The 24107-nt window shown below is 37.8% G+C and carries 22 protein-coding genes and 4 tRNA genes; 20 read left to right on the forward strand and 6 right to left on the reverse strand.

What is annotated here, in order from left to right:
- The first annotated feature begins 89 nt into the window (after nucleotides 1–89).
- Nucleotides 90–2189, forward strand: coding sequence for a T9SS type B sorting domain-containing protein (locus BUA72_RS22365; protein WP_072925318.1), 2100 nt, complete (start codon nucleotides 90–92; stop codon nucleotides 2187–2189).
- Between the two features lie 74 nt (nucleotides 2190–2263).
- Here the strand turns inward: BUA72_RS22365 and BUA72_RS22370 are convergent, their stop codons facing one another.
- The gene (locus tag BUA72_RS22370; protein ID WP_139259668.1) at nucleotides 2264–2599 is read right to left on the reverse strand and encodes a nuclear transport factor 2 family protein; all 336 of its coding nucleotides are present in this window, start codon (nucleotides 2597–2599) and stop codon (nucleotides 2264–2266) included.
- An 84-nt stretch (nucleotides 2600–2683) separates the two neighbouring features.
- On the opposite strand from BUA72_RS22370, the gene BUA72_RS22375 reads away from it, so the two are divergent.
- The 3 genes from BUA72_RS22375 (at nucleotide 2684) to BUA72_RS22385 (ending at nucleotide 6258) form a co-directional block, all read left to right on the forward strand.
- Nucleotides 2684–3271: a DUF1572 domain-containing protein gene (locus BUA72_RS22375; protein ID WP_072925323.1), complete on the forward strand. Its 588-nt coding sequence runs from the start codon at nucleotides 2684–2686 to the stop codon at nucleotides 3269–3271.
- Between the two features lie 70 nt (nucleotides 3272–3341).
- Nucleotides 3342–4688 (forward strand): tRNA (N(6)-L-threonylcarbamoyladenosine(37)-C(2))-methylthiotransferase MtaB, encoded by a 1347-nt coding sequence (gene mtaB / locus BUA72_RS22380; RefSeq protein WP_072925326.1) that lies wholly within the window; start codon nucleotides 3342–3344, stop codon nucleotides 4686–4688.
- A 52-nt stretch (nucleotides 4689–4740) separates the two neighbouring features.
- Nucleotides 4741–6258 carry an FMN-binding glutamate synthase family protein gene (locus BUA72_RS22385; protein WP_034727087.1) on the forward strand — a complete coding sequence of 506 codons (1518 nt, stop codon included), beginning with the start codon at nucleotides 4741–4743 and terminating at the stop codon, nucleotides 6256–6258.
- A gap of 69 nt (nucleotides 6259–6327) precedes the next feature.
- Here BUA72_RS22385 and BUA72_RS22390 read toward each other — a convergent pair whose 3' ends face one another.
- Nucleotides 6328–7074: a hypothetical protein gene (locus BUA72_RS22390; protein WP_072925328.1), complete on the reverse strand. Its 747-nt coding sequence runs from the start codon at nucleotides 7072–7074 to the stop codon at nucleotides 6328–6330.
- Between the two features lie 55 nt (nucleotides 7075–7129).
- Between BUA72_RS22390 and BUA72_RS22395 the strand changes: the two genes are divergently transcribed.
- On the forward strand, nucleotides 7130–7582 hold the full coding sequence (locus BUA72_RS22395) for an RNA-binding S4 domain-containing protein (protein ID WP_047454920.1): 453 nt from the start codon (nucleotides 7130–7132) through the stop codon (nucleotides 7580–7582).
- Between the two features lie 13 nt (nucleotides 7583–7595).
- Here the strand turns inward: BUA72_RS22395 and BUA72_RS22400 are convergent, their stop codons facing one another.
- Nucleotides 7596–8111, reverse strand: coding sequence for a shikimate kinase (locus BUA72_RS22400; protein WP_047454923.1), 516 nt, complete (start codon nucleotides 8109–8111; stop codon nucleotides 7596–7598).
- 114 nt (nucleotides 8112–8225) lie between these two features.
- Here BUA72_RS22400 and BUA72_RS22405 point away from each other — a divergent pair.
- The 4 genes from BUA72_RS22405 (at nucleotide 8226) to BUA72_RS22420 (ending at nucleotide 8811) form a co-directional block, all read left to right on the forward strand.
- Nucleotides 8226–8298 (forward strand) — tRNA-Lys (locus BUA72_RS22405).
- Nucleotides 8299–8336: 38 nt separating this feature from the next.
- Nucleotides 8337–8419: transfer RNA gene (locus BUA72_RS22410), tRNA-Leu, on the forward strand.
- A gap of 56 nt (nucleotides 8420–8475) precedes the next feature.
- Nucleotides 8476–8548: transfer RNA gene (locus BUA72_RS22415), tRNA-Lys, on the forward strand.
- 190 nt (nucleotides 8549–8738) lie between these two features.
- Nucleotides 8739–8811 (forward strand) — tRNA-Lys (locus BUA72_RS22420).
- A gap of 195 nt (nucleotides 8812–9006) precedes the next feature.
- Here the strand turns inward: BUA72_RS22420 and panC are convergent.
- Entirely contained in the window at nucleotides 9007–9855 is an 849-nt protein-coding gene (gene panC, locus BUA72_RS22425) for a pantoate--beta-alanine ligase (RefSeq protein WP_047454958.1), read from the reverse strand.
- A gap of 171 nt (nucleotides 9856–10026) precedes the next feature.
- Here panC and BUA72_RS22430 point away from each other — a divergent pair, with 171 nt between their 5' ends.
- From BUA72_RS22430 to BUA72_RS22470, 9 genes are all read left to right on the forward strand, one after another.
- Complete coding sequence (locus BUA72_RS22430; protein WP_047454959.1) at nucleotides 10027–10797, forward strand: glycogen/starch synthase; 771 nt, start codon at nucleotides 10027–10029, stop codon at nucleotides 10795–10797.
- A gap of 13 nt (nucleotides 10798–10810) precedes the next feature.
- Entirely contained in the window at nucleotides 10811–12427 is a 1617-nt protein-coding gene (locus tag BUA72_RS22435; protein ID WP_083544273.1) for a DUF4270 family protein, read from the forward strand.
- 19 nt (nucleotides 12428–12446) lie between these two features.
- On the forward strand, nucleotides 12447–14300 hold the full coding sequence (gene glmS, locus BUA72_RS22440) for a glutamine--fructose-6-phosphate transaminase (isomerizing) (RefSeq protein ID WP_072925333.1): 1854 nt from the start codon (nucleotides 12447–12449) through the stop codon (nucleotides 14298–14300).
- A gap of 108 nt (nucleotides 14301–14408) precedes the next feature.
- The gene (gldK, locus tag BUA72_RS22445; protein WP_034727076.1) at nucleotides 14409–15830 is read left to right on the forward strand and encodes a T9SS ring complex lipoprotein PorK/GldK; all 1422 of its coding nucleotides are present in this window, start codon (nucleotides 14409–14411) and stop codon (nucleotides 15828–15830) included.
- A 61-nt stretch (nucleotides 15831–15891) separates the two neighbouring features.
- The gene (gldL, locus tag BUA72_RS22450; RefSeq protein ID WP_034727075.1) at nucleotides 15892–16584 is read left to right on the forward strand and encodes a type IX secretion system motor protein PorL/GldL; all 693 of its coding nucleotides are present in this window, start codon (nucleotides 15892–15894) and stop codon (nucleotides 16582–16584) included.
- A 53-nt stretch (nucleotides 16585–16637) separates the two neighbouring features.
- The gene (locus BUA72_RS22455; protein WP_072925335.1) at nucleotides 16638–18230 is read left to right on the forward strand and encodes a type IX secretion system motor protein PorM/GldM; all 1593 of its coding nucleotides are present in this window, start codon (nucleotides 16638–16640) and stop codon (nucleotides 18228–18230) included.
- A 20-nt stretch (nucleotides 18231–18250) separates the two neighbouring features.
- Nucleotides 18251–19189, forward strand: a complete 939-nt coding sequence (gene gldN, locus BUA72_RS22460; RefSeq protein WP_047454968.1) for a type IX secretion system ring subunit PorN/GldN — start codon at nucleotides 18251–18253, stop codon at nucleotides 19187–19189.
- A gap of 56 nt (nucleotides 19190–19245) precedes the next feature.
- On the forward strand, nucleotides 19246–20295 hold the full coding sequence (locus tag BUA72_RS22465) for an NAD(P)/FAD-dependent oxidoreductase (RefSeq protein WP_072925338.1): 1050 nt from the start codon (nucleotides 19246–19248) through the stop codon (nucleotides 20293–20295).
- 28 nt (nucleotides 20296–20323) lie between these two features.
- Entirely contained in the window at nucleotides 20324–20578 is a 255-nt protein-coding gene (locus BUA72_RS22470; RefSeq protein WP_072925341.1) for a SemiSWEET transporter, read from the forward strand.
- Nucleotides 20579–20635: 57 nt separating this feature from the next.
- On the opposite strand, the gene BUA72_RS22475 is transcribed toward BUA72_RS22470, so the two are convergent.
- Together BUA72_RS22475 and BUA72_RS22480 are read right to left on the reverse strand one after the other, a co-directional pair.
- Nucleotides 20636–21070 carry an META domain-containing protein gene (locus tag BUA72_RS22475; protein WP_072925344.1) on the reverse strand — a complete coding sequence of 145 codons (435 nt, stop codon included), beginning with the start codon at nucleotides 21068–21070 and terminating at the stop codon, nucleotides 20636–20638.
- Nucleotides 21071–21106: 36 nt separating this feature from the next.
- A complete protein-coding gene (locus BUA72_RS22480) occupies nucleotides 21107–21499 on the reverse strand; it encodes a hypothetical protein (RefSeq protein ID WP_072925346.1) in 393 nt (130 codons plus the stop codon).
- Nucleotides 21500–22462: 963 nt separating this feature from the next.
- On the opposite strand from BUA72_RS22480, the gene BUA72_RS22485 reads away from it, so the two are divergent.
- Both BUA72_RS22485 and BUA72_RS22490 read left to right on the forward strand, forming a co-directional pair.
- Nucleotides 22463–22852, forward strand: coding sequence for a hypothetical protein (locus BUA72_RS22485; protein WP_072925348.1), 390 nt, complete (start codon nucleotides 22463–22465; stop codon nucleotides 22850–22852).
- 148 nt (nucleotides 22853–23000) lie between these two features.
- Nucleotides 23001–24086: an efflux RND transporter periplasmic adaptor subunit gene (locus tag BUA72_RS22490; RefSeq protein WP_175548928.1), complete on the forward strand. Its 1086-nt coding sequence runs from the start codon at nucleotides 23001–23003 to the stop codon at nucleotides 24084–24086.
- The last annotated feature ends 21 nt before the right edge of the window (nucleotides 24087–24107 follow it).

Consider the following 24107-nt stretch of genomic DNA (forward strand, 5'->3'; position numbering starts at 1 on the left):
ATTAAAATATAGGTATATTTGATGTATGTGTTGTAAATCAATACATATCATGTGTTTTTCACATTATATTCACCAAAAACTATATATCTATGAAAAAACTTTTACTTCTTATTTTTTTCGGTATATCGCGTGCTTTCTTTGCTCAGGCAGATTGTGCTACGGCCCTTGCGGTCTGCGGAAACTCTAATATTACCTATAGTCCTCTGGGAATAGGCGCTGTGAATGAAAATTTGGGAGGATGCCTGTCATCCGGTGAGCATAATTCAATCTGGTACAAACTTACCATTGCGACCAGTGGAACGCTTACTTTTGATCTGGTTCCGAATGATCCGGGAGCCGACTATGACTGGGCTATTTACGGACCTAATGTTTCTTGCGGAAGTTTGGGATCACCCATCCGCTGTAATGCTGCAACGGTGGTTGGAGTAGGAGCGTCTACGGGAATGAATATGACAAGTACCATTACCAATGCACTTGGAGGTTCACCAACACCATATTGTAAGTATATGGATGTTCTGGCAGGTCAGACCTATTATTTATACATCGATAACTGGGTGGATGTCTTTAATCCTACGATAGCTCCTTTTGCTTTAACATGGGGCGGTACGGCAACACTGGCATCTCCGTTTACAGATCCGGCTACACAGCCTTATCCGTTTACGCCTCCGGGAGTTCCTGCGGCCAACCCTGCAGATCCGAGAGAAGTGGTGGTATGCGTTAATCCGGCAGTATTTGATTTCTCCACACTGACTGCAGGAATTCTTAATGGAAATCCTAATTTTTATGTGAGTTATCATACAAGCCAGAATGATGCACTAACAGGAAATAATGCGATTACCGTTCCTACTTTGGTCAATATGACGTCCGTTTACTACTACAGCATTGGCTACACAGATCCGGCCAATCCGACCAGTCCGCTTAATAAATGTAAGCAGATTGGAACCTTTAAATTCAGAGACGGTAAAATCACTACGAAAAATGCTACGTTGACCCAATGTAACAATAATAATGCAGGAACCGCACTGTATGACCTTACAACAGCGGATGTTTTTGCAGATCCGACGGTAACCAAAAAATACTACAACACGCTTTCCGATCTGAATGCCGGTATCAATGAAATCACGAATCCGATGGCATTTATTTCTGCTGAAGCGACGATTTACGTAAAAGTGACGTCCACATTCGGATGCAGTGGTATTGCACAGATCACGTTGAAATTTCATCCTGTAGTGACGGTGACGGATGCTACCTTAAGATCATGTTCTATCGAGAGCAGTCCATCTACGGCATCTTTCAATCTTACATCTGCACCTGTAACGGGAGTGACCGGGGTGGTGAAAAAATACTTTCCTTCTGCAACGGATGCAGCGAATCAGACTAATGAAATTTTAACGGGTACAGCCTATATTGCTCCAAGCGGAGTAGTGTATGTAAGGGTTTCCAATGCTCAGGGCTGTTATAATATCGCTAAAGTAACACTGGTAGTGATTCCACCTGTTTATTCAACCACTCTTAAAGACAAGATTATTTGTGTAGAAGACAAAACGACCCTGGATGCAGGACCTGGATTCAACAGCTACTTATGGAGTACCGGCGCTACAACGCAGACCATCACTAATGTTGGCGTGGGAACGTATTGGGTAAAACTTAAAACTGGTGACTGTACGGTGGTGCAGAATGTAAAAGTATATCCTTCTGAGCAGCCTGTAGTTTCGAATATTGAAATTTCAAACACTACGGTTACGGTATATGTGATAGGAGGAACACCGGCTTACAAATACTCTTTGGATAATATCAACTGGCAGGATTCCAACGTCTTTACTAACCTTAAAAGAGGAGATGCCACGATATACGTAAAAGATTCCTACGACTGTGATCCTATAGATATCAGCATCGTGGTGCCTAATCTTGTAAATGTCATCACGCCAAATGGCGACGGATATAACGATATTATTGATTATTCCGCCCTGGCAAATAAGAAAAACCTAGTGATGAATATTTTCGACCGTTATGGAAATATGATCTTCCAGGTGGATAAATCTACCGGCTACAAATGGGAAGGAAACACCAGAGGCGGCGTGAAAGTTGCTACAGGAAACTACTGGTATTCCGTGGGCTGGAACGAGAATGATAAAATGAGTACACCAATCAAATATTCAGGTTGGATTGTGGTCAAAAACAGAGATTAAGCTTTTTTAATAATAAACTATTGAGGTAAAACCATTTCGAAAGAAGTGGTTTTATTCTTTTATTAGAGGGAAATTTAATTGAACGCCTTTGTATCTTTAAAATAATCAGAGAGATAAATGATTTTTCCTTCCTCTGAAAAATGAACGACCGTGCAGATATTATTTTCATAAACTCCTTTGTTAATCATACTTCCATAAGATTTCGTCTGATAAAAATACTTCTGATTACCCAATGGAAAAATTTCAAAAACCTGCCATTCAATCGAATCATACCGTCTGAATATTGCTCTGAATAAGGCTAATATCCTGCTCTTTCCCGAAATTTCTTTAGAGGGAGGAATCCAGATCGTGCTTTCATCGGTGAACCATTTTTCAAGATGTTCAATTTTTAACGAATTAAGATCCTTCATAAAGTCGTTTATTTTACACACCATGTTTGTCGTTTACCTTATATATACGGGAAAATTGCTAACTTGGTTTTTATTTTCAATATCATGAAAGATCTTTTTATAAAACGGTTTCAGTACTATAAATCTCTCGGGGATAAATCATTCGGACAGCTTTCTGATGAACAGATTTTCTGGCAGTATAATGATGAAAGTAATTCCATAGCCGTTATCGTAAAACATATCGGTGGAAATATGCTTTCAAGATGGACGAATTTCCTGACGGAAGACGGAGAAAAGCCGTGGCGTAACCGCGATGATGAATTTGTCAATACCTTTACGACCAAACAGGAAGTGATTGATTGCTGGGAAGCAGGCTGGAAATGTCTTTTTGAAGGTTTGGATCAGATTAATGATGAAAATATACATCATACCATTTATTTAAGAGGTGAGGCCCATTCGGTTTTGGATGCTGTCTGTCGTCAGTTGGCTCATTATCCGTACCATATCGGACAGATCGTTTATATTGCGAAAATGATGAAGAATGATGACTGGAAAACACTTTCCATTGAAAGAAACAAGTCTCAGGAATTTAATAATGAAATGAAAGACCGGTTTTCCAATGAAAATGCAGATTCCAATTCATCACCCGTATGCTTTCAAAACAGCCCTGAAATAAGGGATGAATATAAATAATAGACTGAATCGATTCAGAATTATTATTAAAATTACTATCTTTGCACCCAGAAAATTCAGGAGTAATAAAATGTCTACTTTTCACGGAACTGCCGCATTTCATACACTTGGCTGCAAATTAAATTTTGCGGAAACATCTACTATTGCCCGTCAATTAACAGATGCAGGTTATGACAAAGTAAGTTTTGATGAGAAGGCAGATGTTTATGTGATCAATACCTGTTCGGTAACTGAAAACGCTGACCGTGAATGTAAACTTCACGTGAAGAGAGCCATGAAAGCCAATCCGGAAGGGCTGGTGGTGATTGTTGGATGTTATGCACAATTGAAACCTGAAGAAATCTCACAGATCAATGGAGTAGATCTTGTCCTAGGAGCGAAAGAAAAATTCAATATTCTAAGCTACCTTGACGACCTGGAAAAAAGGGATAATGAAGGAATTGTTCATTCATGCGAAATTGAAGAAACCGATTTCTTTATCGGAAGCTATTCAATCGGTGACAGAACAAGAGCTTTCCTGAAAGTACAGGATGGATGCGACTACAAATGTACCTACTGTACCATTCCACTGGCAAGAGGAATTTCACGTTCAGACACCATCGAGAACGTCATTAAAAATGCCAAAGAAATTGCTGAAAGAGACATCAAAGAAATCGTTCTTACCGGTGTGAATATCGGTGATTACGGTAAAGGTGAGTTCGGTAATAAGAGACATGAACATACTTTCCTGGACTTAATTTCAGAGCTTGATCAGGTAGAAGGCATCGAAAGAATACGTATTTCTTCCATTGAGCCGAATCTTTTGAAAGACGAAAGTATTGACCTTGTTTCAAAAAGCAAAAGTTTTGTTCCGCATTTCCACATTCCGCTACAGTCGGGATGCGATGATCTGTTGAAAAAAATGAAACGCCGCTATCTTACGAAACTCTATAACGACAGAGTGAATAAGATCCGCGAGGTAATGCCTGATGCGGCTATCGGTGTAGATGTTATTGTAGGATTCCCGGGTGAAACAGAAGAAAAATTCATGGAAACGTATAACTTCCTGAATGAGCTTCCCATCACTTATCTTCACGTATTCACCTATTCTGAAAGAGAAAATACGGAAGCAGCAGATATGGACGGTGTCGTTCCTATTCCTGAAAGAAAAAAAAGAAATAAAATGCTCAGAATACTTTCTGAAAAGAAAAAGATGGCATTTTATCAGACCCAACTTGGAAAAACGCTTCCTGTTCTTTGGGAGCACGAAAATAAAGACGGCAAAATGTATGGCTTCACAGAAAACTATGTGAGAGTCCAGAAAGATTTTGATCCCGCATTCGTTAATCAGATTGAATTTCTAAATTTAGAAAAAATCCTGTCAGATGGCACGGTTTCTGTGCAGTCATCCTTCGAAAGTTTTTTAGCAAAAGCGTAGTCTCTTTGCAAAAATTCCACTAAATTTATTTTAACTTTAAATAACTACATTCATGAGAGATAAGTTTTTATCTTGGGGAATTGTATTAGTAACTGCTACATGGATTGTCGCATTACTGATCAGAGCGCATTATTGGATACCCATCCTGTTAACTGCCATCTATGCATTGGGTGTTTACAATGCTTACCAGTCGAAACACGCTATTTTGAGGAACTTCCCGGTCCTGGGATACTTCAGGTACTTTTTCGAAAGTATTTCACCAGAAATGCAGCAGTATTTCATCGAAAGGGAGACAGACGGGAAGCCATTTCCCAGAAACCAGCGTTCTGCAGTGTACAGACGTGCGAAGAACTTAAGTGACACTGTTGCTTTTGGAACACAGTTAGAAGTTAATCACAGAAAATATGAAGGCATCAAGCATTCCATCTATGCCAAATCTCCGGTAGAAGAACTGCCAAGAGTTTGGGTAGGCGGAGAGCAATGTACACAGCCTTACCATGCTTCACTTTTCAATATCTCAGCGATGAGTTTTGGAGCGTTGAGCGACAGAGCACAGATGTCTTTAAACAGAGGTGCTAAAAAAGGAAATTTCTACCATAACACAGGAGAAGGAGGTATTTCTCCCTATCACATGGAAGGAGGTGACCTTTGCTGGCAGATCGGGACCGGATATTTTGGGTGTCGTAATGAAGAAGGGAAATTTAACCCTGAACTGTTTAAACAGTATTCTACCCTTCCTAATGTAAAGATGGTCGAAATTAAGCTGTCTCAAGGGGCAAAGCCGGGACATGGTGGTGTACTTCCGGGTGTGAAGAATACACCGGAGATTGCAAAGATCCGTCACGTCACTCCTGGAATGACCGTTATTTCACCGCCGTCCCACAGTTCATTTTCTGATGCTGCAGGTCTTTTGAGGTTTGTTCAGCAGCTGAGAGAGCTTTCAGGAGGAAAACCGGTTGGTTTTAAACTTTGTATCGGTGATACTAAAGAATTCGAAGATATCTGCGTACAGATGAATGTTTTAAAAATCTACCCTGATTTTATTACGATAGATGGAGCAGAAGGAGGAACAGGAGCTGCACCGCCGGAATTCTCGGATGGAGTAGGGATGCCTTTGGAGCCTGCTTTGATTTTCGTTAACAGAACACTGAATAATTACAATTTAAGAAGTAAATTAAGAGTAATTGCCAGCGGAAAAGTACTGACGAGTTTAGATATTCTGAGAGCCGTAGCAATGGGTGCGGATATGTGTAATAACGCAAGAGGATTTATGTTCTCGCTGGGATGTATCCAGGCTTTAAGATGTAACAATAACAATTGTCCTACGGGAGTGGCCACTCAGGATAAAATGCTGGTTAAAGGTCTTGATGTTACTGATAAAAGTGAAAGAGTATACCATTTCCACAAAAATACATTACACACGTGCAATGAACTGATTGCAGCCGCAGGAAGAAGTTCTTACGAAGAAGTAGATGCCACCATGTTTATGAGAGGAGATGAGTTCGATCATCTGGCAGATCTTTATTTTCCTGATATTTTAGGAAATGTAAAGCAGAAAGCAAAATATTAAAAAAGTATATAAAAACGAAAACCGCCTTCATTTGAAGGCGGTTTTGTTATCTTGTTTATGTTAGGTTTATTATTGTCCTGCAGGTCTGTCTGCTCTTCCGTATACCTGGAAATTGAAAATAATAGTATTGTTTCTTAATGAAAAAGAAGCATTATAAGGGAAGTGAGGATCTCTTGCGAAAGCTGCTCTGGAAGGTACTATAATGACTCCCTGAAGATTATAAGGTGATCCGCTTGGAAGGTTGTTAAAAGCTTTGAATTTTTGAATTGCTTCCTGGAAACCTTCGATTTCGTAATAACTTCTCTGTTTGGCAGCGGTAGCAGTAGCTGCATCTAAAACAGACTGCTTTACATAATAAAACATCGGGTCCACCAGTGGAAGACCGGTACCATTAATTGTATTGGTGATAGCAAGTGTAGAAAGGAAAGAAATATTTCCGTCCGTATTGCCCGCCAAATACCCTGTAGTTCTCATCATGACAGTAAGAATGTCTTTCGGAGCAATCGTTTTTTCTTCGCTTGGGGAAGGCTGTGCGCCATCTCTCATGATGTATATCGTTCCGGAAGGAAGTGTTTCATAAGGCATATCAGATAATTTCTTTTCATTATCATCACTGGCATCCGTTGTACTGAAAGGTTTTATATTTCCCTGAGCATCCAGATAATTTTCGCTCATAAACTTCTTAATGGCCTGATCGTCATAACTGTTTTGAACGGCGATGTCATCCGGTTCTTTATAAGTTTCAACTTCATCATCTTTCTTACATGCAGAAAAACATAAAGATCCCGCAAGGATATATAAAAATATTTTTTTCATTTCAAAAAACTTTAATTACTTTACAAATAATATAACGGCAAAAGTATAAAAAATTATGAGAATAGATAAATTTTTATGGTGCATTCGTTTTTATAAGACGAGAAGTATTGCAACAGAGGAAATTAAGAAGAACAGAGTTTCGATAGGAACGTCTGCCGTAAAGTCGTCTAAAGAGGTAAAAGTAGGAGATGTTATCAAGATCCGCAAAAATCAGATCGATTATAAAATAAAGGTCATTCAGATTCCTAAAAGCAGGCTGGGAGCGAAGCTGGTTCCCCTTCACATACAGGATGTGACGGATAAAGAGCAGTACGAACTATTAAAACTTCGTAAAATGTCACAGGACTATTACAGGATTAAAGGGGAGGGAAGACCTACCAAAAGAGACCGGAGAGATATGGATGAGTATGTAGGAAATGACATTGCCTCAGACTTTACAGACTGGGATGATTTCTTTGGTGAAACAGCGGACGGACCCGAAAATGAGAGTACCGAAAACGAAGATTAAGAATAAAAAAGCTCTAGAGATAGAGCTTTTCTATTATTTCCTGAACAATGTCATCCGGATCTCTGGAATCTGTATTGACACTGAACTGTGCTTTGCTGTAAAATACATTTCGCTCAAATAAATGCTTGGCAATAAATTCCGGCAGATCTTCATCAGAAATATTGGCAATTAAAGGCCTTTTTTCTTTCTGCTTGGTGAGCCTTTCAAATAAAGTATTGACAGACGCTCTTAAAAATATACTTTTAGAACTATTATTGATAATTTCCATATTATTATAGTAAACCGGAGTTCCTCCTCCAAGGCTTAAAACCAGATTTTCTTCCGATGCAAGAATCTCTTCCAAGGCCTCTCGTTCCAGCTTTCTAAAGTGGATTTCACCCTTTTTTTCGAAAATCTCAGGAATGGTTAATTTATTTCTCCTGGAAATCTCTTTATCGAGGTCAATTAGTCTAAAATTTATTTTGTCGCTTAATATTTTGGAAATGTGAGATTTGCCACATCCCATGTATCCGATCAGTGAAATAACCATGAATTTTTTTTAAACAAATTTGCAAAAAAGTTTTGAGATAACGAAAAAACACATATCTTTGCACCACTGAAAACGAGGGACATTATTCAAATGTAAATCGTAGATAAAGTGACCGACTCGGTAGCTCAGCTGGTAGAGCAATACACTTTTAATGTATGGGTCCTGGGTTCGAATCCCAGCCGGGTCACAAGCGAAAAAGATTACTAGATTTTTGTAATTTTTAATGCCTGCGTGGTGAAATTGGTAGACACGCCATCTTGAGGGGGTGGTTTCCTAAGGATGTGCTGGTTCGAGTCCAGTCGCAGGCACTGCAACGAATATTTAATGATTATTAATGAATTTATTTTCATTTTTAATTGTGGCCGACTCGGTAGCTCAGCTGGTAGAGCAATACACTTTTAATGTATGGGTCCTGGGTTCGAATCCCAGCCGGGTCACAAGTTTACTGAAAAGTAAATTTTTTTCATATTAATATTTTGTGATTTGGTGTTTCAAAGGTCTCCGCAAGAGACCTTTGATTTTTATAAAAAAACTTATATTAACTATTGCAGGAGTAAAAAAAAGTTGTATCTTTGCACCTCCTAAAACGAAGGTTATTATTCAAATGCAATCGTTGATAAAGTGACCGACTCGGTAGCTCAGCTGGTAGAGCAATACACTTTTAATGTATGGGTCCTGGGTTCGAATCCCAGCCGGGTCACAAGTTTACTGAAAAGTAAATTTTTTTCATATTAATATTTTGTGATTTGGTGTATCAAAGGTTTCCTCAAGAGACCTTTGATTTTTTTTTGGTATATACTGTATGTACAGAAAAGAAAAGCTCTGGTCTATAAGATCAGAGCTTTTCTTTTTATATAAAATACACACGTGTATTTTGTTGAACACTTGTTTAATATTAATCCAGATGCATATTATCAATTAATCTCACGCCATCCACTACAACCACGATGAATGCTCTGTATTTTCTGTCTTTATAGAAGAAATCGGTTTCTTTCAGGGTGTCTTCATCAGCGATCAGAAAATATTCTAATTTCATTCCATGCTCATGATCGAAAATATCCGTTACTCTTTCTTTTATTTCAGGGATGGTTACGGTCCGGAACCAGTCGTTTACTTTAATTAAGGTCTGATAAATCACTTTTGAAGTTTCTTTTCGATCTTCGTGAAGTCTTTGGTTTCTTGAGCTCAAGGCAAGACCGTTTTCAGCTCTGTAAATAGAAACGCCTGTTACCTTTACGGGAAGCTGCTTCTTTTCCACCATTTTCTTAATAATGGCAAGCTGCTGAAAGTCTTTTTCCCCGAAATAGGCATTGTCCGGTTTGATCTGTCTGAAAAGCTCTTCTACCACAGTTCCTACGCCGTCAAAGTGGCCCGGTCTGGATTTTCCCTCCATTTCATTTTCCAGTCCGTCAAAATCATAATGCTGACTTACTGTTTTTTCCGGATAAATATCGGCTACCTCTGGGATGTACACAGCATCTACCAATCCTGAGTTTTTGAGGATCAGAATATCACGATTGATATCTCTCGGATACTTTTCCAGGTCTTCCGGATTATTAAATTGGGTTGGATTTACAAAAATTGAAGAAATTACGAGGTCATTATCTTTTCTGGCTTCTTCATACAGGGAAAGATGGCCCTTATGGAGCGCGCCCATAGTAGGGGCAAAGCCTATCTTTTTCCCCATTTCTTTCTGTCTTTCAATGAAATCCTGAAGGGTTTTCTTGTTCTTTATAATTTCCATAGTTTATTTTAATACTAATTCAAAAATACTAAAAATATCACATAATTATATGAGTTTTTAATAATTTGGAAATAGGAATTATCGTAAAATAATGTTAATTAAAATAATGTTGGATGTTTTTTTGTAATTTTGCACATTAAAGCATTTTTACAAAAATATAGATAGAAATTTATGCCGAATCAAAAAATACTGTACATTACTACAGAGATGTATCCATATCAGGAAGATACGAATATGGCTGCAGTGGTAAACAAAATGGCACTTAAGATGCACAATGAAGGCAATGATGTAAGAGTTTTTATGCCAAGATTTGGACAAATAAGTGAAAGAAAATTCCAACTTCATGAGGTGATCCGTCTTTCGGGAATGAACATTATTATCAATGACCTGGACCAGCCTTTGATTATTAAAGTAGCGTCTCTTCCGGGGGAAAGACTTCAGGTTTACTTTATTGACAACGAAGAATACTTCAAAAGAAAGCAATACTATGTCGATGACGAAGGGAATCCTTTTGATGATAACGACGAAAGAGCAATTTTCTTTGCAAGAGGTGTTATCGAGACGATCAAAAAGCTGAACTGGGTGCCGGATGTGATCCACCTGAACGGATGGATGTCTTCTTTCGTTCCAATTTACCTTAAAACATATTACGAATCTGATACGTATTTCAAAGATGCCAAAATCGTTCTTTCCTTATACAATGAGAAGGACGCGGATCTTGATAAAAATATCGCTGAAAAACTAGCATTCGATAATATTTCAGGATTAAAAGCGTTAGATAATCCGACAATCAAAAATTTTGTTATCGAAAGTATGAATTACGTAGACATGGTGGTAAAAGGAGACGAGTTCCTGGACGAGGATCTTGATAAAGGTTTCAATGAAACTTCAGCTCCAAAATCAGAATACGTAGACGTAGATTCTATAAACCAACTTTATTAAAAACACATTTTTAATGACTCATACTGTTAAAAGGACTTTTGCCATGCTTTTTGTGGCGGTTTTAGGAAGTGCTCTTCTTTATAATTGTGAACCGGAAGCGGATTCACTGGGTGAGCAGCTGTTTCTTGGCGGTGCTGCTGAGGGTAATGTAACTTCATATCCCCTTGTTGCTTATAATATTAATAATAACGATTCCATACGAAGTGATGCTGGCAGACTTTACAGCATCATCAATACGACGGGTACTTCTACCGGAGTTGCAGTTATCGGAGCTTTCTCCGAGGGACAGTTCGGAATGCAGAAGGCATCGTTTATCTCCCAGTTGAGAATGAGCAGCGATAATTTCGATTTTGGAAAAAATCCAAAAGTAGATTCTGTTGTGCTGGTAATGAAACCTGCATTTGTAGCGGATTCGGTGAAAGCTTCGGGTGCTAAAGATGAAAATGTGTTAATAGGAACCGTCTCTACACCTGTTTCTACAGAGGTCAAGACTTACCCTGTTAATTACAACGTGAAGTATGGTAAAACTAAGCTGGGTGCCGGAGGAACTAATACACTGCTGCATGTCAATGTAGATGAGATTACAACTTTCCTGGATGGTAATGATAATAATTTCAAATATTCCAACGCAACCGTAGGGACGGGCACAGCATTGGGTTCTGCTGTATTTGATGGAAATGTAAAATCATACACGGTTACCAAAAAATCTGATAATTCAGCATTGTTTACTGCAGATGCAGGATTTAGAATTCGTTTGGATAATGATTTCTTCCAGGCTAAAATCCTTGATAAAAGCGGTAAGCCGGAACTTCAGGATGCGGCTAACTTTACAAGATACTTTAAAGGAATCAAACTTTCTGTGACTGAAACGGATGGATATCTCTTAAGGTTCTCTCCGGATGATATGGAAGTGGTGATGTATTACACCAACGAAAAAAACGACAACGGTACGATTACAAGACCACAATCTACATTCAAATTACTGTTGAAAGGAGGCTTAGGAAATGCACGTATAGGAAAGTATGAATATGACAGAACAGGATCTGCATGGGCAGATGCGAGATTGGCAATCAATTCGACTGATGGTGATAAGCAACTTTTTGTACAGGGAATGGGAGGGCCTTCTATTGCGGTACAGATTCCGGATGCTACAATCCAGGATCTTAAAAAGCTGTACAAGGATAATAAAGCAGCCATCATGAGTGCCAAGGTCAGAATCTATACAGATGCTGCATGGTATAATAAATTTAGAAAAGCAGGTAATAACCTTACTATCGTTCCTGCAAAGAAAAATGATGTAACGTCATTACTTGAACCTACAAACTTTCTGTCTGATATGATTGCAGGTTTCCCTAATTGGCTTGCTCCTGGTGATTTAGATAAGAATCCTTCTTACTATGATTTCACAGTAACAAAAGCAGTGAAGGATATCGTGGAAACTGATGAAGTTAAAACAAATAGCCCATTGCTTATCAATATGGGACAGTTTATAAATACAGCGGCAGGACCATTGGCGGGATACAAGTTTACAAGCAGAGCATTTGAAATGGAAAGAGCCGTTTTTGTTGGGACAGATAAAAATAACCCAAACAGCATTCAGTTAAAAGTCACTTACGGTATTAAAAAATAAAAAAAACACTAGAAAAAATATGTGCGGAATTGTAGGATATACAGGATTTCAGGACGCGTATGACATTGTGATCAACGGTCTTAGAAGATTAGAATACAGAGGGTATGACAGTGCAGGAATTGTTTTAGAAGGTTCAGATAAAAAATTTGAAGTTGAAAAAACAAAGGGTAAGGTAGATGACTTGGTCAATATTTCGGCGCAGTTAAAAGGTACCGCTAAAATAGGAATGGGGCATACCCGTTGGGCTACTCATGGGGTACCAAGTGATAGAAATTCACACCCACATTTATCAAATAGTGGAAAGATAGCACTTGTGCATAATGGTATTATAGAAAACTATGATACGATTAAAACAATGCTTACTGAAAAGGGATTTACATTTAAATCTGAAACAGATACAGAAGTTTTGGTGAATCTTATCCAGTATTTCATGGATGTGAATTCAGAAACAGATTTCCCTACAGCAGTAAGATATGCTTTGAATGAAGTATACGGAGCATATGCTATCACAGTACTTCACGAAGATTATCCGGGCGTATTGGTGGTAGCAAGATTAGGTTCTCCGCTAGCCATAGGACTTGGTGATAAAGAATATTTTATTGCTTCTGATGCGTCTCCTTTCGTAGAATTTACAAAAGAGGCGATCTATCTTGAAGAAGGACATATGGCTACTATTTCATTGGAAAATGGGGTAGACATCAGAACAATTAATGATAACTCTAAGATTGAGCCTGAAATTCAGGAGCTTAAATTAAGCTTAGAGCAGATAGAAAAAGGTGGATACGAGCATTTTATGCTTAAGGAAATCTTTGAACAGCCTAAATCCATACACGACACGATGAGAGGGAGACTTCTTGTAGACGAAGGGGTTATCAAAATGGCTGGAATCTGGGATCATTTAGAGAGATTCAAGAATGCCAATAGAATTATCATAATCGCTTGCGGAACTTCATGGCACGCAGGACTTATCGGGGAATATCTTATTGAAGAATATGCCAGAATTCCGGTAGAGGTGGAATATGCATCAGAATTCAGATACAGAAACCCGATTATCACAGATAAAGACGTTGTTATTGCCATCTCCCAATCCGGAGAAACTGCAGATACAATGGCGGCATTGAAATTAGCAAAAGAAAAAGGAGCATTTATATATGGTATCTGTAACGTAGTGGATTCTTCCATCGCAAGAATTACAGATGCAGGTTCATATACCCATGCAGGTCCTGAGATCGGTGTGGCTTCTACAAAAGCATTTACTGCACAGCTTACGATCCTTACGCTGATTGCATTTAAACTAGGAAAACATAACGGTAACTTAGGAAATGCTGAATTCATGAGCTTAATTGCTGAACTGGATGCTATTCCTAAAAAGATCGAAGAAGTTTTAAGTACGACACACGAACTGACTCAAAATATTGCCAAAGACTTTATCAGCGCTACGAACTTCCTTTATCTGGGAAGAGGATATAACTATCCTGCAGCCCTGGAAGGTGCTCTTAAACTAAAGGAAATCTCTTATATTCACGCAGAAGGATATCCTGCAGCTGAAATGAAGCACGGCCCTATCGCCCTTATCGATGAGAACATGCCAATCGTTATCATTGCTCCTAAAAAAGGACACTATGATAAGATTGTGAGTAATGTTCAGGAGATTAAGGCAAGAAAAGGAAAAGTCATTGCTGTCGTAAATAAAGGAGACAAGCAGGTAAGTGCAATGGCAGATTATGTTATTGAAATTCCCGAGACCTCAGAATGTTTCTCACCGATTGTTGCATCAGTGCCTCTACAGCTATTAGCTTACTACATTGCTGTATACCGAGGGGCCAATGTCGATCAGCCGAGAAACCTGGCAAAATCGGTAACTGTGGAATAAAAAACAGTTGTAAATAAAATAAATTTAGATTTCTTCCGTTATTTCAAAAAAAATCTTAAAAGTTTCTTAAAAAAATTATATATTTACGGCTTAATTATAAAAATTAACATGAAAAGGATATTTCTTTTATTATTGTCTGCGTCGGTAGCATCAGTATCTTGTTCAGGTGGTGGCAGTTCTTCTGTAGGGAAGCCTGGAACGAAAGGAGAATTGATACCAAGAGAAAAAACGAAATCATTTGTTGCGGAAAGACCATTCGGAATGGTGGCTATTCCAGCAGGTTCATTTGTTGCTGGTCTTGCTGATCAGGATCCAACAAATACCCCTGAAAAAGCATCATTGAAAACTGTTACGGTCTCCTCTTTCTTCATGGATGAAGCGGAAACTACCAACGCAGAGTACAGGGTATTTATCAATTATGTAAGAGATTCCATTGCGAGAACTCTATTAGCCGAAGCTGCTGGGGAAGGCGGTGAAGAAGGTGGACGTAGAGGAGCAAGTATAGGAGACTATGCATACCTTGCTAAAAAAGAAGAGAATTTAACACCTTATCAAGAATATTTAGAGGGACAGGGAGGAAGAGATGACGGAAGTTATGATGCAAGCAAAAAACTAGACTGGAAAATCCCATTACATTGGAGCACTGGAAAGTATCCTGATGTAGAATATGCGGAAGTTTTAGAGTCTATGTATCTGCCTGCTTCTTCTAGAATAGGAAACGAAAGAATTTTAGACGTTAGTAAACTAAAATACAGCTATCAGTGGGGAGATATGGATGCAGCACTTGCTGACAACGAAAGAGGTGCTAACTACCTTAAGAGTTCAAGCATTGCCATCTATCCTGATACTACGGTATGGGTAAATGATTTCCACTTTACTTACAACGAGCCGTTGTTCGAACAGTATTTCTGGCACAAAGCCTACAAAGATTATCCTGTAGTAGGGGTAACCTGGGATCAGGCAAGAGCATACTGCTACTTCAGATCTAAACTGAAAACTGACTACAACGAAAGCTTAAAAAGAAGAAAACAAAGACCATTGCAGTTCCGTCTTCCTACAGAGATTGAGTGGGAATATGCTGCAAAAGGTGGAATGCAAAACGCTACTTACCCTTGGGGTGGTCCATATTTAATGGATGACAGAGGTTGCTACCTGGCGAACTTCAAACCGAAGAGAGGTAACTACATGGAAGACGAGAAAAAAGGTACTTATACATATACAGCTCCAGTAAAGAAATTTAAGAAAAATGGATTTGGGTTATTTGATATGGCTGGAAACGTTTCTGAATGGACAGCATCTGCGTATAACAACTCTTCTTACGGATTCTCATCTACTTTAAATCCTTCTACGAAAGATACAAAGGATACGAAGAGATCAGTAAGAGGTGGATCTTGGAAAGATATAGGATATGCCCTTATGACAGGTGCTAGAGATTGGGAAAGAAAAGATTCCGCAAGAAGCTATATCGGATTCAGAACTGTACAGGATATTCCTGAAGCAGCTGTTAAGCCAAGAAGAGTTAACAGATAATTTAACCGGACAACTATTTTTCAATAACAATTTTATTTAACATTAAAAAAACTAACTTAATATGTTTAAGACTAAAGATGCTTGGATGAATTTCTTTTATTCATTCGGTGCTGCAATTGTAATTCTTGGAGCTTGGCTTAAAATTACTCACATTACCTTGGGACCAATTAATGGTAATATCGCTCTTACAGTGGGACTTATTACGGAGGCTATTATCTTTATCATTTTCGCATTTGACCCTCCAAAATCAGAAGAATCTTATGCATGGGAGAATGTTTATCCTGAACTATTAGATAAGCATGCTAACCCAAACCCTTTACATTCTAATGTTTCATCTAAAAATAATGCTCAGCATTTTGCAGAATTAGAAAATTCTCTTTCAAACAAATTAGACAAAATGCTTCAGGATGCAAAACTGGATGTTCAGTTGTTCGACAGACTGAGAACTGGTATTGACAAGTTCTCGAACTCTGTAGACCAGATCAACCAGACTGTTGACGTATCTGCTTCTACTCACAAATATAATGATCAGCTTAACAAAGCAGCTCAGCATATGGAAAGTATGAACGCTTTATACGTAATGCAGCTTGAAAGCGGTAAAAGACAATCTGAATTTGCTAACAAATATGTAGCAGATATGCAGAAGTCTGCAGAGCAATCTGAAAAATTCAATCAAGAGTTACAAGGTTTAACAACTAATCTTAACAGCTTAAATAGAGTTTATGGTGGTATGCTTACTGCTATGAAGTCTTAATTCCTAACCATTTCTGAAATTTAACTACTTAATCAAAAACAAAAGAAAAGAGAATGGCACAAGGAAAACAGACCCCTCGTCAGAAGATGATCAACCTAATGTATTTGGTGTTCATCGCGATGATGGCCCTAAATATTGATGCAGAAATCATCAGATCATATTATGACTCTACCAGAGCATTGAATGAAACAAGAACTTTAACAGAAAATAAGAACGAAAAAATATTCGAAAAAACCCTTGAGGCTAAAGCAATGCAGGTACCAGATACTTATGCACAGCCTTGGGGAAATTATAAAGTTTTAAAAGGTAAAATTGATGTCTTGGTAAAATCTGCTCAGGATATTAAGGATGCTTTAAAGATGACTTCAGATTTTCATGATAAAGATCCAAAAACAGGAAAAGAAATTGATGTAAGCGAAAATTTCGCTGCGCTGAATAATAATGAAGCGACTACAGAATATTTCTTCAAAGAAGGAGAAGAGAATACGCCTTCAAAAGGAGCTTTAGATTTAAAAGCTAAAATTGATGACGTAAGAAATTACATCAATGCTACTTTTGGAAATAATCCTCAGCTGAAAGACTTAGTAGACAGAGCTAATAAATCTTTGATCGCTGAATATCCAAAAGGAAAATCTCCGAATGACAAGACTTGGTTTCAGAATAAATTCTATCACCAGCCGTTGATCGCAGCGATCTCTAATTTAGAGATTATCCAGAATGATGCGAGAAACGTACAGTCTGATGCATTGGCATTATTACTTCAGGAGAAAGTGGATGCAAGTATCAAATTCTCAAGCTACGAGCCTATCGTTTCAGGTCCGGTGGATATCCAGGCAGGAAAACAGGCTGAAGTAAAAGTAATGTTAGGTACTTATTCTACAAGCAACAAGATTGCGATCTCAGGGGTAGGCAGAGTAGAGAACGGAAAAGGGATTACCTCTATTTCAGGTTCTGGTATTGGCGAGCACAAACTGGGGGGAACAATTACTTTAACGGATGCTTCAGGAAAACCTCAAAGTTTCCCATGGACGCACACGTATAACGTAATCGCAGGACCAAGAGAAGTAAAACTTGAAAAAGGATTATTACTTTCTGCAGATAAAATGAATGTAATGTATAGAGGACTTGAGAACCCTGTTTCAGGATCAATCTTAGGGGCTGACAATTCTAAACTTTCACTATCTGCTCCGGGAGCATCTGTAAGAAATACAGGTCCAGGAAAATGGAGTGTGAAACCAACTTCGGGTAATACAGTTAAACTGACATTATCAGGAATAGATCCTTACGGAAAATCTGTATCACAGGTATTTGAGTATAGAATTAAGAATGTACCACCGCCGCAAGGTCAGATCAGAGGACAGAGTATGGTATCTATGCCAGCTACGTCTATCCAGAATCAAACGGTACAGGCAGCAATTCCTGACTTTGACTTCCCGGTTTCATTCACTGTAACTCAGTTTATGGTTAGAGTACCAGGTAGAGCAGCATTATTAGTTCACGGAAGTTCATTAAGTGATGCCGCTGGATTAGTGAAAAATCTTAGATCAGGAGATGTAGTTTCAATATTTGATATTAAAGTTACGGCTCAAGGTCTGGACGGTCAGGTTATTAAAAACATTACTCCTATAATCATTAATATTCCATAGGACTAAAATTGTAATTTATTATGAAAAAATATATTAGCACCCTTTTAGTATTAGTTTCGGGATTCGCTTTATCCCAGACTATTCTGAACGCAGCTTCTCCGGAAGAGTTCAGACAGATGAGAGAGGAAAACAAACAAAAAGTTGGTGATACTATTATTGATAAAACAGTAAAGCCTCTTGAATATGGTTTTGTAGAAGATAAAGATATCTTTAAGAGTATGTTTGTTTGGGAGATCATTGATATGAATGATAAGATCAACCAGCCTTTCTATTATGACAATCCGGATGGACTTCTTGCTACACCTACAAGATCTCTGTACCAGTTATTATTGGATGCTGCTTTAAGCGGAAAGATCGAGCAGGTTTATGATGACGAAAACTTTACGGTGAAATTGACGCCGGAAGGTATCCAGAAGAGACTGGAAAAAGTAATCATCAATGATGCTGCTATTGATATCCTTAACTCTGGAAGACAATTAACAGAGCAGGAGAAAAAAGAATATACCGACGTTTTCAAGACCACTACTGATAAAGTAAAAGTGCTTAAAATCATGGGTATGTGGTTTATCGATAAGAGAGACGGACAGATGAAATACAGACCTCTTGGTATTGCAGCAATGGGACCAGATCCAGCTGTACAAGGAGTTATTGGACCAGATGGTAAGCCGATTGCAAGTAATGACGAGCTGATCGACCTGTTCTGGATCTTCTATCCGAATGCAAGAGACGTGTTGGCCAACAACTTTGTGTACAACAGAAAAAACTCTTCTGCTGACCTTTCATTCGATGATATCATCAATGCAAGAAGATTCTCTTCAGTTATTTACAAATCATCAAGCGGTTTAGGTGACGGTACGATCAAGGACTATATCCCTAAAGATGCTGACGATCAGTTAGCTGAAAGCGAAAGAATCAAAAATCAGATCCTTAGCATGGAAAATGATATGTGGAATTACTAAGATTTCACTTGATATTTATATAAAACCTGAGTACTTTTACTCAGGTTTTTTTTATTATGAAACATATAGACTATATCATCGTTGGAGATGGCTATGCAGGGTTGTTTTTCGCTCATCAGTTAATAAAGCATAACAAATCTTTTGTCCTTTTCTCAGAAGGCAGAAAGAGTGCTTCCCAGGTTTCTGCAGGAATTATCAATCCTGTAGTGCTCAAAAAATTCACGACATTCTGGAAAGCACAGGAACAGATCGACTTTCTTAAAGATACTTTGACAGAGATAGAATCCTACACCGGAAAAAATTATCTGATCGATTCACCGATCCACAGAATTTTTCATGATGAGAATGAACAGAACCTTTGGGTAAAGAAATCCAAAAATGAAGAGCTTTCCAGCTTTCTTGATGAAAAATTCGATCATTTAGAGGTAGTAAAAAACGACTTTAACACCGGAAAGGTCAATCAGTCTGCCAGACTGAAAGTAAGTGGATTTTTCGTAGATCTATTTGATTTTTTAGAAAAAAAAGAATTTCTGATCAGAGAAAAATTCGATTATGGAAAAGTTGAAGCTTCTGAAGGAATTTACAAAGACCTTCAGTTTAAAAATATGATCTTTTGTGAAGGAATGGGTGTAAAAGAAAATCCTTTCTTTTCAGATATTGCAGTAGTTCCTAATAAAGGACACCATATTAAAGTAAAACTTTCAGAATCTATTCCAAAAGATATCACCATAAAAAAGAAACATTTCCTGTTCCCGACAGATAACGGGCTTCATTTCTACGGCGGAACTTACGACAGAGAACAATTGCACCATCATGTAGACGAATCTGCAGTAGCACAGCTCGTGAACGGACTGTCTGAAATTTATCCACATGATTTTGAAGTAGAAGAGGTGAATTTCGGTTTCAGACCAACGGTAAAAGACAGAAGACCCATCATCGGAAGACATGGATCATTTAAAAACCTATATGTTTTTAATGGACTTGGAGCAAGAGGAATCCTGAATGGCTGCTATTTCTCTCACAGCCTGTATAAGTTTATTGAAGATAATATTCCGTTACATGAGGAAGTTTCAACTGACAGATTTAAGCCAGAAGCTAAAAGCTAGAAGGCATTCACAAAAAAAAATTAAAACTATGAATGAAAATACCCTTGGCATCATTGCCGGAGTCCTTACCTCCATTTCCATGATTCCCCAACTGATCAAGGTGATCAAAGAGAAGAATGTGGACGATATTTCTCTGGTCATGCTGTTGGTCCTTATTTCAGGACTTTCGCTCTGGGTATGGTATGGTTTTAAGAAAGACGAATTGCCTATTATTTTATCAAATGCATTTGCCGTTTTAGTCAATATAAGTCTGCTGGTAAGTTATATGATCTATAAGAAATAAAAAAGGTGGCTGAGAAACTCGAAGCCACCTTTGTATATCGTAAAATTTTAAATTCAATTAAGGCTGAAGAACAAATTTAGCCAAAGGAGCCATTCTCGCCTTGTTTAAGGTCAGTGTATTGCCATTGACAGAATAATTATCTGCAGCAAGCAAAGCTTTGGTGAATAGCTGTTCCGTTTCAAGATCATCGCAGGCCATCATCGTAGACATTCCCTGGTTAAACTTGATTCTCATCATTTCAGGCTTGATTTCGAAAGTACCTCCAACGCCATTACAGCCGCCGTTACCTTCATATCTCATACCTTCCGTATTGAGCTTGAAATAAGGATTGCTTTTAGGATTCTTAAGCTGAATAGGCTGTCCGTTCAATTCCGTAAGTTTCCATGTTTTTCCCATGATATCTGTCGTCGCCTTTTGTGCCGGTGGCGTCTTACATGCGGTAAGAAATACCAGTAAAAAAAGAGCAGATAAATAGTAATACAAGTTTTTCATAGTTTATTATTTTGTGTGTTGGATAGTGAGTTTAGGTTAATAGGAAGCCATCTTTGTAGATCCCGACCCTTTGGGATCACGCTTGGCATGAAACAGAACCATATCTACATTTTTTTTCAGTAAAGTAATATTTCCTTTGATATCCGAATACTGATATTCTTCATTACTGGCCGTGTATTCAGGAAGAGCATCGCTTTTCTTAAGATCATACGTTTTGCCTTCCAGATGTACGGTTGCTGTGTTTTTTGTGTGGTTGATGGTAACTTCAATTTTTTCCCCGTAATTGTCCGTGAAAACGTCTTTAGAGATCTCATCTTTGTTTTCAGGTACAGCTTCGGTAAGCATTTCCGCTTCTTTGCCCGGATGCTTACACGCTGTTGAGGAAAGGACTGCCAGCCCCATAAGAACCGATGTAAATAATTTTTTCATAGTGATAGGTGATTTGGATAAGTGTCATGAATAGTGATATTAATACTATATAAATTTACGAATATTTTTAATAAATATATGTTAATTTTACATAAATTAATCTGATATTTCTATCTGTTAAGCTTTACGCCTCCTTTACAGTATTCTTTTAAGGCTTATAAAAGTAAGTCTGTTCAATAAAGATTTGCTGAGCGGGTAACCGTTGGAATACTGGTTTAAACAGCCGGTGGTAAGAATAAAAAAGTACAGTTTTTTTTCACGTTCTATTTGTTGTTTTAATGTGCTGCAAAAGTATTAAAAATTCTATAATGCTGATACACAGTAAAAAATGATTTAAATCATACCCGTGAAGCTTTATTTTTTTGAGAAGTAATAAAAAAAGAGAACCGAAAAAGTCAGTTCTCTGCAGTGGGTCAAATAAGATCTTTAATTGAATGTTGATGCAGAATTAAAGACCTGCAGAACATATTATGTTTTTCACAATTAAAGTTTTCATGGTTATAGTGGTTGGTTAGTTTTAAAAATAAGTCATAAAAAATTAAATATTCAGGTTGTCAATCATATGAAAGTTTAAAAATAAAATACTTCCATTAAATTAAGTAACTGTACCGAATTGTTAATTAATTACTGATAATTTTTCATAAATATACAAATTATTATGATTAATATTAATCAATAATGGATTTTTAAATAATATTTAATCTTCAATTCAAATTTTAAGGTACGTTAACCATTTTTGAATGTATTTTTTTCTGTTTCAAATTAAATTATGTGTGTAAAATTTATCATAAAAAGGTATTGTGCGTTGATTATGCTTACAATTGTTAAAATTAGCTGAAGTTAAACACTGATTCATAAGAAAAAAATGCGTGATTTCTGTATTCAGCTAATTTAAAGGAGCGTTAAATTTTGTTAATCTATTATGAGCGTATGCATTTCTAAGTGTACATTTGCCACTTCAAAATGAGAAACGTATTAGTATATTTTTTGACCGGTCTTTTTCTGCTCTTCGTAGTAGAAAGCAGACTCGATGTCAAAACACTTCGAAATGACTATTCTGGTCATGTTTCTCATCATTTGCCCAAAAAAGCCAACCGCCTGAACCAGACTTTTGAAAAATTGTCAGTACAGCAGATGGCAGACAATATTGATAATTCCACATTAGAGCTTGCTGAAGATAGTTTTCAGTTGTCTGATACCATTCAGATGATTGCTGTATTTGCCGGTGTATTCAGTCTTGTCTATATTTTTGGTCTTCGTTCTTCTAAAAGCAGAAAGCCTGATATCAACGGTTTTCTTTCGCTGTATTCCAATGTTAAAACATTCATTCTGATCCGTTCTATCAGAATCTAAAAATCATTTTTCGTGATCCCTTTTCTGTCCGGATTCCGGGCGGGAGATCTACTGCATTGCTTATGCCGGTAATCATGACGATGCAGGAATTCCATTACCGTTTATTCCCATTCAAAACATTAACGAATTTATATTAAACTCTAGAATTATGATCAAAAGAGTTGCCTCAGGCATTGCGATAAGCACCCTTTTATTGACCGTTGGCTGCAGTCAGAAGAAAGAAGAAAAAGAAGAAGCCACAGTATATCCCGTCACCAGCCCTGTCAAAATGGACACGGTAATCAACAAAGAATACGTAGCGCAAATCCAATCTGTGAAAAACATTGAACTCCGTGCACAGGAAAAGGGATTTCTTGAAAAAATTTACGTAGACGAAGGCCAGTATGTACAGGCAGGACAAACCCTGTTCAGAATTATGCCTCAGCTTTACCAGGCTGAATTATTGAAAGCTAAAGCTGAAGTAGAACAGGCAAGCATTGAACTGAAAAATGCCAGCACATTGGCCAGCAACAATATCGTTTCTAAAAACGAGAGAGCAATGGCTAAAGCTAAGCTGGATGCTGCCAATGCTGAAATGAAACTGGCTCAGATTCATTTATCTTTTACAGATATTAAAGCTCCGTTTTCAGGGGTGATCAACAGAATTCCTTTAAAATTAGGAAGCCTTGTAGACGAAGGAGATTTATTAACCTCTTTATCGGACAATACCAACGTTTACAGTTATTTTAACGTTTCAGAACCTGAATATTTAACCTATCAGACCCATGTTGCCGACAGAGGAAGCAAGGAGGTGTCTTTGATTATGGCTAATGGAGAAATGCTTCCTCAGAAAGGAGAAATCCAGACCATAGAAGGTGAATTTGACAATGAAACAGGAAATATTGCCTTCAGAGCAAAATTCCCAAATCCGGATAAGCTCCTTAGAAACGGGGAAACCGGAAAAGTACAGATGACGATGCCTGTGCATAATGCGTTGATCATTCCGCAAAAAGCGACGTATGAAATTCAGGATCAGAAATATGTATTCATCATCGATAAAAATGGAAAAGCAAAATCCAGAAACATAAAAGTAGCTTACGAACTGCCCGATCTTTATGTGGTAGGTTCTGGGCTTGCCGAGGGAGATAAAATCCTTTTAGAAGGGGTACAGAAGGTGAAAGATGACCAGAAAATACAGTCCAAATTCCAGGATCCTAAAAAAGTTCTTCAGTCATTGAAACTAAAAGCAGAGTAGTCTACTCGTAAAACGAAGCAG

The organism is Chryseobacterium sp. OV279 (genome assembly GCF_900128945.1).
In the GTDB taxonomy this organism is placed as follows: Bacteria; Bacteroidota; Bacteroidia; order Flavobacteriales; family Weeksellaceae; genus Chryseobacterium.